General features: G+C 70.4%; 13 protein-coding genes and 1 riboswitch. Of the genes, 10 read left to right on the forward strand and 3 right to left on the reverse strand.

Translation table 11 applies throughout. The annotated features are described in order from the left end of the window. Nucleotides 1–169: 169 nt before the first annotated feature. The gene (locus GGQ69_RS11495) at nucleotides 170–565 is read left to right on the forward strand and encodes a hypothetical protein (RefSeq protein ID WP_183528668.1); all 396 of its coding nucleotides are present in this window, start codon (nucleotides 170–172) and stop codon (nucleotides 563–565) included. A gap of 22 nt (nucleotides 566–587) precedes the next feature. Here GGQ69_RS11495 and GGQ69_RS11500 read toward each other — a convergent pair whose 3' ends face one another. Together GGQ69_RS11500 and GGQ69_RS11505 are read right to left on the reverse strand one after the other, a co-directional pair. After that, entirely contained in the window at nucleotides 588–1,970 is a 1,383-nt protein-coding gene (locus GGQ69_RS11500) for an NAD-dependent succinate-semialdehyde dehydrogenase (protein WP_183528670.1), read from the reverse strand. Nucleotides 1,971–2,124: 154 nt separating this feature from the next. Continuing rightward, complete coding sequence (locus GGQ69_RS11505; protein ID WP_183528672.1) at nucleotides 2,125–2,757, reverse strand: TetR/AcrR family transcriptional regulator; 633 nt, start codon at nucleotides 2,755–2,757, stop codon at nucleotides 2,125–2,127. A 180-nt stretch (nucleotides 2,758–2,937) separates the two neighbouring features. Between GGQ69_RS11505 and GGQ69_RS11510 the strand changes: the two genes are divergently transcribed. The 6 genes from GGQ69_RS11510 to GGQ69_RS11535 all read left to right on the forward strand — a co-directional run bounded on the left by GGQ69_RS11510 (nucleotide 2,938) and on the right by GGQ69_RS11535 (nucleotide 9,913). After that, nucleotides 2,938–4,662 carry an amidohydrolase gene (locus tag GGQ69_RS11510; protein ID WP_183528674.1) on the forward strand — a complete coding sequence of 575 codons (1,725 nt, stop codon included), beginning with the start codon at nucleotides 2,938–2,940 and terminating at the stop codon, nucleotides 4,660–4,662. A gap of 94 nt (nucleotides 4,663–4,756) precedes the next feature. Then, complete coding sequence (locus tag GGQ69_RS11515; RefSeq protein WP_183528676.1) at nucleotides 4,757–5,767, forward strand: ABC transporter substrate-binding protein; 1,011 nt, start codon at nucleotides 4,757–4,759, stop codon at nucleotides 5,765–5,767. After that, entirely contained in the window at nucleotides 5,764–6,555 is a 792-nt protein-coding gene (locus tag GGQ69_RS11520; RefSeq protein ID WP_255459682.1) for an ABC transporter permease, read from the forward strand. Before GGQ69_RS11515 ends, GGQ69_RS11520 begins: the two co-directional genes overlap by 4 nt. Further along, the gene (locus GGQ69_RS11525) at nucleotides 6,552–7,394 is read left to right on the forward strand and encodes an ABC transporter permease (protein WP_183528678.1); all 843 of its coding nucleotides are present in this window, start codon (nucleotides 6,552–6,554) and stop codon (nucleotides 7,392–7,394) included. The genes GGQ69_RS11520 and GGQ69_RS11525 overlap by 4 nt, the downstream gene beginning before the upstream one ends. 67 nt (nucleotides 7,395–7,461) lie before the next feature. Beyond that, on the forward strand, nucleotides 7,462–8,268 hold the full coding sequence (locus GGQ69_RS11530; protein WP_183528680.1) for an ABC transporter ATP-binding protein: 807 nt from the start codon (nucleotides 7,462–7,464) through the stop codon (nucleotides 8,266–8,268). After that, entirely contained in the window at nucleotides 8,261–9,913 is a 1,653-nt protein-coding gene (locus GGQ69_RS11535) for a sulfatase (RefSeq protein ID WP_183528682.1), read from the forward strand. The genes GGQ69_RS11530 and GGQ69_RS11535 overlap by 8 nt, the downstream gene beginning before the upstream one ends. Nucleotides 9,914–9,917: 4 nt before the next feature. Here the strand turns inward: GGQ69_RS11535 and GGQ69_RS11540 are convergent, their stop codons facing one another. Then, complete coding sequence (locus GGQ69_RS11540; RefSeq protein ID WP_183528684.1) at nucleotides 9,918–10,829, reverse strand: formylglycine-generating enzyme family protein; 912 nt, start codon at nucleotides 10,827–10,829, stop codon at nucleotides 9,918–9,920. A gap of 199 nt (nucleotides 10,830–11,028) precedes the next feature. Further along, nucleotides 11,029–11,132: riboswitch (TPP riboswitch) on the forward strand. A 51-nt stretch (nucleotides 11,133–11,183) separates the two neighbouring features. Here GGQ69_RS11540 and GGQ69_RS11545 point away from each other — a divergent pair. From GGQ69_RS11545 to GGQ69_RS11555, 3 genes are read left to right on the forward strand one after another with little or no spacing between them, the layout of a single operon-like run. Further along, nucleotides 11,184–12,296 (forward strand): thiamine ABC transporter substrate binding subunit, encoded by a 1,113-nt coding sequence (locus GGQ69_RS11545; RefSeq protein ID WP_183528686.1) that lies wholly within the window; start codon nucleotides 11,184–11,186, stop codon nucleotides 12,294–12,296. 31 nt (nucleotides 12,297–12,327) lie between these two features. Next, the gene (locus GGQ69_RS11550) at nucleotides 12,328–14,136 is read left to right on the forward strand and encodes an iron ABC transporter permease (protein WP_183528688.1); all 1,809 of its coding nucleotides are present in this window, start codon (nucleotides 12,328–12,330) and stop codon (nucleotides 14,134–14,136) included. Beyond that, a complete protein-coding gene (locus GGQ69_RS11555; protein WP_183528690.1) occupies nucleotides 14,136–15,083 on the forward strand; it encodes an ABC transporter ATP-binding protein in 948 nt (315 codons plus the stop codon). Before GGQ69_RS11550 ends, GGQ69_RS11555 begins: the two co-directional genes overlap by 1 nt. Nucleotides 15,084–15,094 lie beyond the last annotated feature (11 nt).

Below are 15,094 nucleotides of genomic sequence, written 5' to 3' on the forward strand. Positions count from 1 at the left end.
GTGGGACACGCCAAGGAAACCACCGCGCGCCGTGATCATGACTGCCGGGGCCGGGGTGTTCGTTGACTCGCGTCAGCGAACACCCCGGGCACGTGCGGGGCGGCGCGGGCCCCGGCACGCTCACCGGGGCAGCCCCCAGTTCCCGGGCGGTTGAGACTAGCCTTGAACCGTGACCGGCCTCGAGGACTTCGCCGACGCCGCAGACGTGCTCGCCTGGGTCAGCCCGGGGATCGGGCTGCCATTGTTCGTGCTGGGCATGCTCCTGCGTTCCACCGACCGTGGGTTCGTCCCCACGCAGATCGTCATCATGGGCCAGCCGCACCAGCCCCGGGCACGGTGGTTCACCGCCGAGGACATCTACGAACGGCGCCTCCGTGCCCCGGAACGCGCCCGCCTGGGCGGCAGGGACCACGCCCTGGCCTACGTGAGCCCGGACAAGCCCACGCTGATGAGCCTGGGGCGTCGCCGGCCCATCACCAGCGTGTGCCTGTCCCTGGGGGCGACCCTGATCGTCATCGGGGTGGGCGGGCTCGTGCTCTCCCTCATCCGGGCCTTCACCCTCTGAGGACCCGCCCACCCCGCCCGGGTCAGCCCTTGGCGGCGGCGGTGCGGCGCAACCGGGTGTTGACGAACTCGCCCATCCCCCAGCGGCCGAGCTCGCGGCCGAAACCCGAGCGCTTGACGCCGCCGAAGGGCAAGCCGGGCAGCGTGGTGCCGTGCTCGTTGACGTAGGCCATGCCCACCTCGAGACCGTCGGCGACCTCCTGGGCGCGATCGATGTCCTGGCTCCAGACGGATCCGCTGAGACCGAAGCTGACGTCGTTGGCGAGCTCGAGCGCCTCCTCCACGGAGTCCACGCCGTAGACCACGGCCACCGGCCCGAAGATCTCCTCCGAGTAGGCGTCCATCTCCGGGGTGACCCCGGTCAGCACGGCCGGGGCCATGAAGGCGCCCTCGCCGTCCAGCGGCTGGCCACCGGTGTGCAGGGTCGCACCCTGGTCCACGGCCCTCTGCACCTGCTGGACCACGGTGTCCCGTGCCGTGACGGAGGACAGCGGCCCGACGGCGGTGCCGTCCTGGGTGGGATCGCCCACCGCGGCGCCCTCGAACGTGGACACCACGGTGGCGACGAACTGGTCGAGCTTGTCGTTCGGGACGATCATGCGCTTGGGCGAGTTGCAGGCCTGGCCGGCGTTGGAGAGCCGCCCCTGGGCCGCCGTCCTGGCCGTCGACTCGACGTCGGCGTCGTCCAGCACGATCATCGCGTCCGAGCCGCCGAGTTCCAGGACGGCCTTCTTGAGGTTCTCGGCCGCCGTCTTGGCGACGGCGGTACCGGCCCGCTCCGAGCCGGTGAGCGAGACGCCCTGCACGCGCGGGTCGGCGATCATCGTGGCGACCTGCTCGTTGGTGGCGTAGACGTTGATGTAGGCATCCTGCGGGACCCCGGCCTCGTGCAGGATCTGCTCCATCACCGCGGAGGACGCACCGCAGATCGGGGCGTGCTTCAGGATGACGGTGTTGCCGGCCATCAGGTTGGGGGCGGCGAACCGGGCCACCTGGTAGTAGGGGTAGTTCCACGGCATGATGCCCACGAGCGAACCGAGCGGCGTGGTCTGCACGATCGACTCGACGGCGCCCTGCGGGTCCAGGGTCTCCGTCTGCAGCAGTTCGGGGCCGTGGTCGGCGTACCACTGGTAGATCTTGCCGGCCAGTTTGGCCTCGCCGATGGCCTGGCGCAGCGGCTTGCCCATCTCGGTGGCGATCAGCCGGCCCAGTTCCTCGGCGCGGTCGCGGTAGGCCTGGGCCACATCGGCCAGCACCTTCGCCCGGTCCTGCGGGGAGGTCGACCGCCATCCGTCGTAGGCGGCATGGGAGCGGGCCAGGACCCCCTCGACCTCGCCGTCCTGCAGGGTGGGGAACTCGCGTTCGATCTGTCCGGTGGTCGGGTTCGTGGTGGTGTACTTGCTCATCCGTCCACCCTAGGGACCGGTGGGGTGCGGACGAAAGGGGGTCCGCTCCACGCGGACATGACCTCTCCCCGGGGTGGGCCGGTCCGCGGGCGACACGGACCGCGGACGCCGTGCCACGGGCAGGACCGGCTGGTTCACCCGTGAGACGTCGCGGTCACCGGCCTGTCTCGGACATGTCGTACCTGCACGCGGCCACGATGGACCGGACCAGGACGTCGAGCATGGGCTGGGGCTGAACCAGTTCGGGGCTGGCGACGTAGAGCATGCTCAATCCATCGATCCCGGCGATGAACAACTGCGTGATCAGCAGCAGGTTGTTGGGTACCGGTTCTCCCGCCTCCTCGGCTGCCCTCGCGTAGATCGAGGACGTCGACCGGAACCAGGCCTGGTACATCTCCAGGTTCGCCTGGGCCTGCGACTCTGAATCCTCCTGGCTCTGCCGATAACGGCGCAACAGCAGCTCGAAGGTCGCCACCTGTTCTTCGGGATGCTCGGTGATCCGCTGCCACACCCGGTCGGCATGGGCCGCTATGGCGGCCTCCAGGCCACGGACCTCCGGCGGCAAAGGGGGCAACCGCGAGGCGAAGTCACGGCTCAGGTACTCCTGTACGGCCTCGAGGAGCTCCTCCTTGCTGTGGAAGCAGTAGTGGAGCGCAGCAAGCGGGGCGCCCGCCTCCTGGGCGATGCGACGCGTAGTCGCCCGCTCGACCCCCTCCTGGGCGATCACCCGCGCCGCCGCCTCGATGAATTCCTTTCGGCGCTGCTCAGCGGGAATGCGCTTCGACATGCGTGCTCCGTTCTCTCAGGCGGTCTCGGGACCGTGGGGTCACTTCGACGTGCCGTGCATGGAATACATCGTACGACCGAAGTTGGTCATATGTCTTGATCACTTGACCAACTTAATGCTCCAATGTGAGGGCGCTCACATCCGTGGGTCACCACCGCGCAGTACGGACAGGAGGAACCCATGACCCCCAGGGCGGACCTGTACATCCATGGCGCGGACCTGCCCACGGTCCTGCGGGCCCCGGGTTCTGGTCCTGCCCCGGATGCCGTCGCCGTCTCACAAGGGCGCATCACCGCCGTCGGCCCCTCGTCCGAGGTGGGCGCCCTGGTCGGACCGGGCACCCGCGTCGTGGATGCCGCTGGTGGCGCGCTGATCCCGGGCATCAATGACGCCCACCTGCACTTCACGGTGCTCGCCAGCATCCTCTATGGCTGCGTCGACGTCTCGGCGCATCGCTGTCCCACGTGGAACGAGGTCGCCCACGCGCTGCGCCAGGCGGCGTCGGCGCGACCGGCAGTCGTCAAGGCGCACGGGTGGGATGAGTTCCGCCTCGGCGCCGCCGGGGTGCAGATGCTCGCCGGCCTCGGTGTCGACGTCCCCGTGGTCGCCTTCGACCAGACGGGTCATCAACTCCTGGCCAATGAGGCGCTGATCCGGATGGCCGGCGTCACGAGTTCGACTCCGGACCCGCCCGGCGGTGTCATCGGACGCCACCCAGACGGAAGGCCGAACGGGCTGTTCGTCGACGCCGCCATGGAATTGCCCCTCAGCGCCATTCCCGCCCCGAGCACTGCTGAACTGCGCCGGGTCCAGTTGAAGTGCCAGTCGTTGCTGCACTCCTGGGGTATCACGTCACTGACGGAGCCCGGCCTCGGCCCCGGGGGCTCCGGACTGCTGGATGGCTCTCCCACCACGGGAGCCCTCGAGTCACTGGCGGCACTGGCGCAGTCACAGGAGCTGGCCCTGAGGGTCAACGTCCTGATGCTGTTCGCCGGCACCGGTGGCATCAGCTCCGAAACCGTCCGCAGCGGCCTTGAATCAGACCTCCCCCGACTGCTGGAGGAGCGCGCCATCGACCCCCAGTTGCTGCGCATCGGTGGAGTCAAGGTGTTCGCCGATGGGACCCCGCGCAGCGGCACCGCGTGGATGTCCGCTCCCTACGGGACCGAGTGCTCGCACGGACAGCTCGTCGTGGCCGGCGCGAGCGACGAGGCGCGCATCACCGAGCTCAAGGAGATCATCGCCCTCATCCACCGGGCGGGGCTCCAGTCGGGGGTGCACGCCACGGGCGACGCGACCACATCAGCGGTCGTCGACGCGGTGGCGGCAGCCCAGGAAGGCGGCCCGTCCGACCGCCGGCCGGGGGCCACAGGGGATCCGAGACACTATGTCATCCATGGCGCCTTCAACGGTCCGGACGCGCCCCGGGAACTCGCCCGCATGGCAGCTCACGGCGTGGGCCTGTGCACGAACCCACTGATCCGTTTCGGCGGTGGCGCCTCCCTGGAGCGGCTTCTCGGCCCGGAACGCTTCGCCTGGCATCAGCCCCTCGCCAGTGCGGCCAGAGCTGGCGTGCGGTTCACGGCGACCTCGGACGCACCCGTCTCGTCAGTCGACTGGCGCGGCGAGATCATCGCGATGGTCACCCGGATGACGCGGGACCACGATCTCCCCGTCAACCCCGCCGAGCGGATCAGCTCGCGCGAGGCACTGGCGGCGATGACCTCCACTCCCGCCTGGCAGGACCATGCCGAGACCCTCAAGGGAACCCTGGCCCCCGGCCAATTCGCCGATCTCTGCCTGCTGGAGAGTCCGTGGCCTTCCGACCACGAGATACAGGACCTCAGTTCCAACCCCGTCCGATCCACGTGGCTGGGTGGGCGCCTGGTCCACGGACCGGCCTGACACGGGCCATCGACCAGTCCATCCGTCCCCCGATGCCTCCTCCGGCATCGGTTCCACCGTCTCCACCTCGATTCCCATACCCCAGGAGAACACCATGAACACCCGTCGAACCTTCCTGTCCGTCGCCGCCGTCACGTCTCTGGGCCTCGGCCTGGTCGCCTGCGGCGGCAGCACCACGGCCGAGTCAGGACAGACCCAGTCCGGCTCGTCGGGGGGCACCGTGACGGTCGGGGCCCTCGGCCTGGCATCCGATGCCTCGCTGCGCCTGGCCGAGGAGCAGGGATACCTCGAGGAGGCCGGCATCAACAGCATCGAGGTGAAGACCGTGGCCAACCCGCCGGCCGCCATCGCCGCGGTCCAGAGCGGTGACATCGACGTCGCCTACACCCCCTCGGTTCCCTTCTTCAACGCCCTCAACCAGGGCATCGACCTGACCGTCGTCGCCGCCGCCGACGGTTACCCCGACGACGCCCTGGAGATGGATGCCGCCGAATTGGACGACACGGGCGTGTACGTCGCCGCCGGAAGCGACATCTCGTCCCCGGCTGACCTCGAAGGACGCAAGGTCTCCGTCCCGGCTCGCAAGGCCCAGATGGAGGTCACCATCAGCGAGACCATCCGCCAGGACGGTGGCGACCCGTCCAAGGTCCAGTGGATGGTGCTCGACCCCGCCTCGGCACTGGACTCCCTGAAGAACGGCCGGATCGATGCCGCTGCCCTCGTCTCCCCCTTCACCGAGCAGGCCGGCGCCCAGGGGAACACCCTGCTCTCCTCCCCGGGCGTGGCCTTCTTCGAGAAGGGCGCCGTGGGGCTGTGGGTCGCCGGAACCGACCAGGTGGAGCAGGACCCCGCCAAGTACGAGGCCTTCCGTGAGGCCATGGTCAAGGCCTTCGAATACGGCAACGAGAACACGGAGGAGGCCCAGAAGCACGCGGCGGAGATCACCGGCGTGGACCTGGAGACGATCCGCCAGGGAGCCACCACCTACTGGCCGCTGGAGACGAGGCTCGAGGACATCAACCGTGCCAACGAGAAGATGACCGAACTCGGTTACCAGCCGCAGAACGCGCCGCTGACCGAGGACTCGATCCTGGGGGCTGAATGATGACGGGGCACTACTGGCGCCACAACTCCCGGCCGCTGGCCTATGGCGCAGCCGGCGTGGGCCTGTTGCTCATCGTCTGGCAGGTGCTGGCGACTGGTCCGCTGTCCGGTACGTCCCTGCCCACCGTGGGGCAGGCGCTCAGCGCCCTCGGGGAGATGCTGGGTGACGGTGCGTTCTGGGAGGACACCGCCGTCACGGCGGGGACGGCCCTGATCGGGCTGGCGGCCTCGATCGTCGTCGGGGTGGTCCTGGGCATCCTGATCGGCACCTCACAGCTGCTGCGATTCGCCACGTCCGCGGTGCTCGAATTCCTGAAGCCGATCCCGCCGATCGTGATCCTGCCCATCGTGGTGCTCATCCTGGGTCCGACGACGGAGATGACCATCGTGCTGGCCATCATCGGTTGCGCGATCCCGATCCTGATCCAGACCGTTGCCGGCGTCTTCGATGTCGATCCGGTGCGCACTGACACCGCCCGCTCGTACGGCATGGGCCAGGTCGAGATCCTGGGGCGGGTCATACTCCCGGGCGCCTCGCCCTTCATCGCCACCGCCATCCGCGTCTCCGCACCGGCAGCCCTGGTGGTGACCGTCGTCGCCGGGCTGCTCGGGGGCGGACCGGGTCTGGGCCAGAGCCTGTACCAGGCCCAGACCGCCGGGGACTCGGCGCGGATGTACGCGCTGATCATCGTGCTCGGCGTCCTCGGCATGGCCTTCCAGGCCGCGTCCCAGCTGGTCGAGGCCAAGGCCCTGCACTGGCATGAATCGAAACGTGAGGTGCAGGCATGACCACCGCAGACATCACCGTCAACCACCTGACAGCGCGTCGGCGTCCCCGCCGGAGGTCGCGTCGCGTACCGTCCTGGCTGAAATGGGCCCTGGCCGTCGGCACGCCCACCCTGCTGCTGGCCGCCTGGTGGGTGGCTTCAGCGAGGTCCTCCAGCACCTTCTTCCCGCCACTGGAAGAGATCCTGACCAGGTTTCAGCAGTTGTGGCTGTTCGCCCACTTCCCCACCGATGTCGTCCCCAGCCTGGCCAACCTGGCCGGGGGTTACGCGCTGGCGGTCGTGGTGGGCATCGTCCTCGGGTTCGTCCTTGCCCTGGTCCGGCCGCTGCGCTGGTTGCTGGAGCCGATCATCCACTTCGTGCGGTCCATCCCGCCCGTCGCCCTGGTGCCGATCTTCATCACCATGATCGGCTTCGGCAACGACATGCGCATCACCTCGATCGCCCTGGCGGCGACGTTCCCCACCCTCATCGCCACCATGGACGGGATCCGTTCCGTGGACGGCACCCTGAAGGACGTCAGCGTCGTCTACCGGCTGACCCGTACGGAGAAGTTCACCCAGGTGTACCTCCCGGCCGCTGCACCCCAGATCTTCGCCGGGTTGCAGGTGAGCCTGCAGATCGCGTTCATCGTGATGATCGCCTCGGAGATGCTCGGTGCCTCGACCGGCATCGGTGCGTTGACGCTGACCGCGCAGCAGTCCTTCATGATCGCGGACATGTGGGCCGGGGTGCTCCTGCTCGGTGTCCTGGGATTCGTGATCAACAAACTTTTCGACCTCGTCAAGGCCAGGATCCTGGCCTGGTACTTCGGCGCCAAGGAGGCCCAGCGTGACTCTTGACTCCACCATCCGCACTGACACCCGACCACACCACGGCGCCACGTCCGCCCACACCCGAGGAGCTTCCATGGACCACGCCACACCCGTCCCTCGACTGGCCGTCGACAGGCTGTGCAAGTCCTACGGGAGCGGCCCCCAGGCCAAGGAGATCATCCGGGACCTGTCCTTCGAGGTCGCCGCGGGAGAGGTCGTCTGCATCGTGGGGCCCTCCGGTGTCGGCAAGACCACGCTGCTGAAGTGCATCACCGGACTGCAGCCACTGACCTCCGGCGAGGCCAGGATCGACGGCCAGCCCATCGACGGGCCACCGGAGCAGATGGCCCTCGTCTTCCAGGACTACCACCGCTCCCTGATGCCGTGGCTGACGGTACGCAAGAACATCCGGCTTCCGTTGCGGCACCTCCGACTGGGCCGGGCCGAGGAGAACCAGCGCATCGACGAGGCGATCGAGGCCGTGGGGCTCAGCCATGCCACCGAGCTCTACCCGTGGCAGCTCTCCGGTGGCATGCAGCAGCGCGTGGCCATCGCCCGCGGCCTGGCCTACCGGCCGGAGATCCTCATCATGGACGAGCCGTTCGCCTCGGTCGATGCCCAGACCCGGTTCGAGCTCGAGGACCTCTGCCTGCGGATCCGGGAACAATTCGGCATGACCATCCTGGTGGTCACGCACGACATCGACGAGGCCGTGTACCTCTCCGACCGCGTCGTCGTGCTCGGTTCCAAGCCTGCCCACGTGGTCGAGGTCGTCACCGTGAACCTGCCCCGGGAGCGGGACCAGATCACCACGCGCGCCACCAAGGCGTTCGTGGACGAGCGCACGCGCGTGCTGTCCCTGATCAAGAACCCCCACCGTCAGGAGATGGCCGATGCGTGAGCGACCTGACCCGAACCCCGCAGCCGGCCGCCCCAACGTCCTGGTGATCATCGCGGACCAGCTCCGCCCGGATCACCTGGGCTTCGGTGGCCACCCGCTGGTGTCGACGCCCCATCTGGATGCCCTGGCCGCCGAGGGCGTGGCCTTCGGCAACGTCCACGTCACCAACCCCACGTGCATGCCCAGCCGGGCCAGCCTGATGACCGGTCGGTGGCCCCAGCAGCACGGCACCCGGTGCAACGGGTTGCCACTCGACCCGGACGTCTCGACCCTGCCGGGAGACCTGGCGTCGTGCGGCTACCGCACCAGCGCGGTGGGCAAGCTGCACCACCAGAACATGGGCTGGGACTTCGAGCCGGAGCAGCGCGAGCAGATCATGCTCTCCGAACCCCAGTTGCTGGAGGACTGCCTCCCGGATGCCCGCCGACCCGTCCGCGACGCCGGCTGGGACCGCTGGGAGGATTCCCTCCTCCACAGCGAACAGCCGGTGACGATGCCCGGTGACTACTACGGCTACCAGGAGGTGGACCTGGTGGTCGGTCATGGGGACCGCCCCAGCGGTCACTACGTGCACTGGGCGCGCGAGCGCGGTTTCGACCCCTTGACGGACGCCGGACCGCAGCGGGCACTGGACGATCACGGCGGGCACTGGGCGCAGGTCTACACCTCGGCCGTTCCGGCCGGACTGCACCCCAGCGCGTACGTCGCCGAGCGGACCTGCGCCCGCCTCGAGGACCATGCCGCGGACGGCGAACCGTTCTTCCTGTTCGCCTCCTTCCCCGATCCCCACCATCCGTTCGCGCCGCCGGCCGGATACGACCGCCTGTACGACCCGGCGGACGTCCCGGTACCTGATACGTTCCACCAGGATCACTCGGATTCTCCCGAACACGTCCGGCGCATGGCCGAGCGACGGGGGATGCCCGGCGAGGACCCGACCATGACGTGGATCGCCACGGAGGAACAGTACCGGGTGGCCTGCGCGGCGGAACTGGGTCTGATCACCTTGCTGGACGACCAGGTGGGCAGGATCCTGCAGACGCTGGAACGCACCGGACTGGCGGAGAACACGGTGGTCGTCTTCACCTCGGACCACGGGGACATGTTCGGCGACCACGGCATGATGCTCAAGCACTTCACCCACTACCGGGGCGTGACCAACGTGCCACTGGTCATGAGGGTGCCCGCGGGACTGCCGGGGGCCGGCGTCGGGATCTCCCCGGCGGCGCGGACCGCGGCCTCGACGGCCCTGGTCTCGAACGCGGACCTGGTGCCCACCCTGCTGGAACTCACCGGGGTCTCGGGACACCGCGGCATCCAGGGCCGCAGCCTGGTCCCGCTGCTGCGGGGCGAGGCCTCCGTCCACCGCAGGGCACTGATCGTCGAGGAGGATCAGCCGTTCGGCCTCGACGGGCTGCCGGCCCCCGTGCACATCCGTTCGGTCATCACCCCCGAGGCCCGCTACACGCGGTACTTCGGCACCGACGCCGAGGAGCTGTACCTGCTCGACTCGGACCCGGAGGAGGCCCACAACCTGGCCGCCAGGCCGGGGTGCGAGGAGGTCGTGGACCGCATGCGCCAGCTGATGCTGGACGAGTTGCTGGCGCTGACCGACCACGGGGTCCGGGTGCGGGCGGCGGCCTGACCCGTCAGCCGACGGTCCGGAAGCCGCAGTTGCTGCTCGAGGAGTCCGGACTGTTCCTGCTCCGCGCTGCCACCCGGTACCGGTTGCAGTAGGAGTCGTGGCAGAGGAACGACCCTCCGCGCATGACCCTGCCCTCGCCGAACGGCGGCCCGGGGGGATTCTCCTCGGGACTGCGCCGGTAGTAGCGCGGCAGGAACCAGTCCTGGCACCACTCCCAGACGTTCCCGGCCATCTGGAACAGGCCGAACCCGTTGGCCGGGAACGTCCGCACCGGGGCCGTGGAGAGGAAACCGTCGTCGATCGTGTTCTCCACGGGGAAGCGTCCCTGGAAGATGTTGCAGTGGTGCTCGCCGCCCGGCACGAGCTCATCGCCCCAGGCGTAGCGGTGGCCCTGCAGCCCGCCGCGGGCCGCGTACTCCCATTGCGCCTCGTGCGGCAGGCGGCGCCCGGCCCACGCGCAGTAGGCCTGGGCGTCATTCCAGCTGACGTGGACCACCGGGTGGTCCTCGTCCGCCCGGGATCCCGGTCCGAGCGGGGCATGCCAGCACGCCCCGGGCACGTTGACCCACCAGGCCGTCCCCGGGACCGGGTTCGCGCCCGCCGGGTTCAGCCGACGAGCAATGAGTTCCAGGTGGAAGACCGCCGAGGACCCGAACCGTTCCGCCTCCGTGACGTACGCGGTCTGCTCCACGAACCGCCGGAAGTCGTCGACCGTCACGGTGGTGGCGTCCATGGAGAAGCCGTCCAACCGCACCGCGTGCACGGGCGTCTCACCGTCTGCGGGGTACCCCTCACCGAAGTGGTCCCCCATGAGGAACCGACCGGCGGGAACCTCAACCTGCTCGATGCCGTGGGTGGAGCTCGACTGGACCGGGCCCGTGTGGACGGCCCGAGACGCAGGCTCCCGCGGATCCATGTGCTGCGCACGTCCCGGCTCGGTACCGCCGGCAGCGGGATGACAACAGTCCACATCCACCTCTCAGGGCCGATTCGTCGTGCAGGTGCTCAGCCGGACAGCTCAGACAGGCAGGGCTTTTCCATTATGGTGCGCCGCCACGGCCGGTCACGTCAGCCGACCGAGATGACCCCGCCCCTCCCCCGGCACTAGACTGAAGGTTCAACGACAGGGGAGCGCCAGGCCGGCGCTGAGAGTGCGCACACCGCAGACCCTCGAACCTGCCCGGTTAGCACCGGCGAAGGAAGTCGAGCTTTCTCTCCTCGGGTCGGCGCACCCGCCGCCCCGTCCCCTCCAGAGGTATTGGAGGAACTCATGCACCACCTTTCCGCAGCGCCCACCAGCAGACGCCGTGCCCGTGGCGCCCTCGCGATCCTGGGCATCGCCGCGCTGGCCCTGACCGGCTGCTCGGTCGCGGACCAGTCCGGCGCGGGCGACGGCACGGCGCCGGCCACCACCGACGGCGCGAGCGGCGCCTCGGGAGCCGGCACCGGTGGCACGGTGACCGTGATGACCCACGACTCCTTCAACATCACCGAGGAGCAGATCGCCGCCTTCGAGCAGGAGTCCGGCTACGAGCTCACCACCACCGCCCCGGGCGACGCCGGCACCCTGGTCAACCAGCTGATCCTGTCCAAGGACAACCCCACCGTGGACGCGGTCTACGGCATCGACAATCTCTCGGCCCAGCGCGTCATCGACGAGGGCGTCGTCGCCGAGTACGCCTCCGGGGCGCTGCCGGAATCCGCCCAGGACCTCGTCGTCGAGGACCGGCTGACCCCCATCGACCAGGGCCAGGTCTGCGTCAACGTGGACGAGCAGTGGTTCGAGGAGAACGACCTCGCCGCGCCGACCACCCTGGAGGACCTGGCCAGGCCCGAGTACGCGCGGCTGTTCGTCACCACCAATCCGGTCACCTCCTCCCCCGGCCTGGCCTTCCTGGCCGCCACCGTGACCGAGAAGGGCGAGGACGGCTGGCAGGACTACTGGCAGCGGTTGCTCGAGGGCGGCACCAAGGTCGCCGCCGGCTGGTCGGACGCCTACTACTCCGACTTCTCCGCCGGCGAGGGCCAGGGCGCCTACCCGCTGGTGCTCAGCTACTCGTCCTCCCCCGCCTTCGCCCCGACCACCGGGGTCGTCGAGGACACCTGCACCACCCAGGTCGAGTACGCCGGCGTCGTGGAGGGCGCGAAGAACCCCGAGGGCGCGCAGGCGTTCATCGACTTCCTGCTCGCCGAGGACTTCCAGGCCTCGCTGCCGGAGAACATGTTCATGTACCCGGTGGACGAGTCCCTCGAGCTGCCGGCCGAATGGGCGCAGAACGCCACCCTCGTCGAGGACCCGATCGAGGCGGACCTGCGGCAGATCGCCGAGAAGCGCGAGGCCTGGCTCGAGGACTGGAACGCACTCTACGAGGCCGCGAGCTGATCGGCATCCCCCACCGGACAGGACGCGACGGATGAGCCTGGTCCCGGGAGACCCGGCCCTGGTCCCGACGCCGGCCCCCACCCGGGTGCCGGCGTCCGGTCGGGCCCCGGAGACCGGAACCGCCCCGCCGGGCGGTGACCGGGCGGACGTCGTGCCCGGGCGGTGGAGGCGTGCCGCCGGCCCGGTGGGCCGCGGGCTGGTGTGGACGGTGGTCGCCGCCGTCCCGCTGGCGTTCCTGGCGGTGTTCTTCCTGTGGCCCGTCGGGTCGATGCTGGCCCGTGGCGTGACGAACGCCGCCGGGCAGCTCGACCTCGGCGCCTTCGCCGAGGTGCTGGCCGAGTCGCGCACCTGGCGGCTCGTGGGGCAGACGCTGGGACTGGCGGTGGCCGGAACACTGGGATCGCTGCTGCTGGGGCTGCCCGGGGCGTACGTCCTGTACCGGTGCCGGTTCCCCGGGCGGAACCTGCTGCGCGGGCTGTCCACGGTGCCCTTCGTGCTGCCGACGGTGGTGGTGGGCACCGCGTTCCGGGCGCTGCTGGCCGAGAACGGCCCGCTGGGGTTCCTGGGGCTGGACCAGACGCTCACGGCCGTCGTGCTGGCGATGGTGTTCTTCAACTTCTCCGTGGTGGTGCGCCAGGTCGGTGCCCTGTGGTCCACGCTGGACCCGCGCACTGGGGAGGCCGCCCGGATGCTGGGGGCCTCGCCGTGGCGGACGTTCGTGACCGTCACCGTCCCGGCGCTGGGACCGGCGATCGCCTCGGCCGGGTCGCTGGTGTTCCTGTTCTGCTCGACGGCGTTCGGGATCGTGCAGACCCTGGGCCGGCCGGGCGTGGGCACCCTGGAGACCGAGATCTACATCCAGACGACGGCGTTCCTGGACCTGCGCACGGCGGCGGTGTTCTCCACGCTGCAGTTCGTGGTGGTGATCCTGGCGGTGACGCTGGCCAACCGGTTCCGCGCCGGGACCGAGACGGCGCTGCGGTTGCGCGAACCGACCTCCCACCCGCTGCGGCGCGCGGACGCGGTGCCGTTCGCGGTGACGATGCTGACCGTGGTGCTGCTGATCGCCGCGCCGATCGTGGCGCTGGTGGCGCGGTCCTTCCAGTCCTCGCAGGGCTGGGGGCTGCGCAACTACGAGCTCCTCGGCTCGAGCGCCGGGTCCGGGTTCGCCGGCGGGACCACGGTGCTGCAGGCCCTGGAGCACTCGGTGAAGATCGCCCTGGACGCCACGGTCATCACGCTGGTGGTCGGGGTGCCGCTGGCGCTGCTGCTGACCCGGCCGGTGCGCTCGCGGTGGGCGGTGCGGGCCCAGCGGCTGTTCGACGCGGCGATCATGCTGCCGCTGGGGGTGTCCGCGGTGACGGTGGGCTTCGGGTTCGTGGTGTCCCTCGTGGCCTCCGCCCCGCAGCTGGCGTACTCGGGCGCGCTGGTGCCGCTGGCCCAGGCCGTGGTCGCGCTGCCGCTCGTCGTCCGTTCGCTGGTGCCGGTGCTGCGGGCCGTGGACCCGCGGTTGCGGGAGGCCGCGGCCGTGCTGGGTGCCTCTCCCGGGCGGGTGCTGCGGACCGTGGACGGGCCGTTCCTGGCGCGCGGACTCGGGCTGGCCGCCGGGTTCGCGTTCGCGGTGTCCCTGGGCGAGTTCGGGGCGACGACGTTCCTCGCCTCCCCCGACTACCAGACCCTGCCGGTGCTCATCGTGCGCCTGCTGGGCCGGCCCGGGGAGGACAACTACGGGATGGCGATGGCCGGGTCGGTGATCCTGGCGGTGCTGACCGCGACGGTGATGCTGGTGTGTGAGCGGTTGCGCCCGCGGGGCGCGGCCGGGACGGGAGCGGGGTTCTGATGGGTGTCGAGACAGAGCGGGCGCTGGTGTGCGAGGGCGTGTCCGTGGCGTACCCGAACGGGTTCGTGGCGGTGCGGGACATGGACCTGGCCGTCGACGCCGGCGAGATCGTCGCGCTGCTGGGCGCCTCGGGCTCGGGCAAGTCGACGCTGCTGCGCGGGATCGCCGGGCTGGAGCGGGTGTCCGCCGGAAGCCTGTGGATGCGCGGCCGGCGGATGAACCGGGTGCCCGTGCACGAGCGCGGGTGCGGGATGGTGTTCCAGGACGGGCAGCTGTTCCCCCACCGGTCGGTGGCGCGGAACATCGGCTACGGACTGGAGACCTCGGGACTGAGCCGGGCCGAGCGGCGCACACGCGTGGACGAGATGCTGCGGCTCGTGGGACTGGAGGGCTACGGGAACCGCGCCGTGCAGACGCTCTCCGGCGGCCAGGCCCAGCGCGTGGCCCTGGCCCGCTCCCTGGCGACCAGGCCGCGGCTGCTGCTGCTGGACGAGCCGCTGTCCGCCCTGGACCGGGCGCTGCGCGAACGCCTGGCCGTGGACCTGCGCAGGATCCTGACGAGCACGGGGACGACCGCCGTGTACGTGACCCATGACCACGCCGAGGCCTTCACCGTGGCGGACCGGATCGCCGTCATGGGCGAGGGCCGGGTGCTGGCGGTGGGGACGCGGGCGGAACTCCTCGGTGTCGCGGCGGGAGCGGCCGGCGGCCCCGGGCGCGCGGACGGCACGACGACGGTGGCCGGATCCGCGGACGGCCGGTCCGCGCTGGCCCCGGACGCGGGTGCCGCCGGCGTGGCCGAGGTGCTCGGCAGCAGCGGGCGGCTGCGCGGGGTGGTGCTGCGCCCCACGGACGCCGGCGCCGTCGTCGAGCTGTACGCCACCGAGGTGGAGGTGCCCGGCCTGCGGGCCGAGCCCGGCGCCGAGGTGCTGTTGCGGGTGGGGTGACGTGCACGCCC

This window comes from Micrococcus sp. TA1, from assembly GCF_014199555.1.
In the GTDB taxonomy this organism is placed as follows: domain Bacteria; phylum Actinomycetota; class Actinomycetes; order Actinomycetales; family Micrococcaceae; genus Citricoccus.

Coding starts and splice junctions, on each gene's coding strand:
- GGQ69_RS11545 (WP_183528686.1), top strand. CDS start 11,184: ATGCACCACCTTTCCGCAGCGCCCACCAGCAGACGCCGTGCCCGTGGC.
- GGQ69_RS11500 (WP_183528670.1), bottom strand. CDS start 1,970: ATGAGCAAGTACACCACCACGAACCCGACCACCGGACAGATCGAACGC.
- GGQ69_RS11505 (WP_183528672.1), bottom strand. CDS start 2,757: ATGTCGAAGCGCATTCCCGCTGAGCAGCGCCGAAAGGAATTCATCGAG.
- GGQ69_RS11555 (WP_183528690.1), top strand. CDS start 14,136: ATGGGTGTCGAGACAGAGCGGGCGCTGGTGTGCGAGGGCGTGTCCGTG.
- GGQ69_RS11550 (WP_183528688.1), top strand. CDS start 12,328: ATGAGCCTGGTCCCGGGAGACCCGGCCCTGGTCCCGACGCCGGCCCCC.
- GGQ69_RS11520 (WP_255459682.1), top strand. CDS start 5,764: ATGATGACGGGGCACTACTGGCGCCACAACTCCCGGCCGCTGGCCTAT.
- GGQ69_RS11510 (WP_183528674.1), top strand. CDS start 2,938: ATGACCCCCAGGGCGGACCTGTACATCCATGGCGCGGACCTGCCCACG.
- GGQ69_RS11515 (WP_183528676.1), top strand. CDS start 4,757: ATGAACACCCGTCGAACCTTCCTGTCCGTCGCCGCCGTCACGTCTCTG.
- GGQ69_RS11540 (WP_183528684.1), bottom strand. CDS start 10,829: ATGGATCCGCGGGAGCCTGCGTCTCGGGCCGTCCACACGGGCCCGGTC.
- GGQ69_RS11535 (WP_183528682.1), top strand. CDS start 8,261: ATGCGTGAGCGACCTGACCCGAACCCCGCAGCCGGCCGCCCCAACGTC.
- GGQ69_RS11530 (WP_183528680.1), top strand. CDS start 7,462: ATGGACCACGCCACACCCGTCCCTCGACTGGCCGTCGACAGGCTGTGC.
- GGQ69_RS11525 (WP_183528678.1), top strand. CDS start 6,552: ATGACCACCGCAGACATCACCGTCAACCACCTGACAGCGCGTCGGCGT.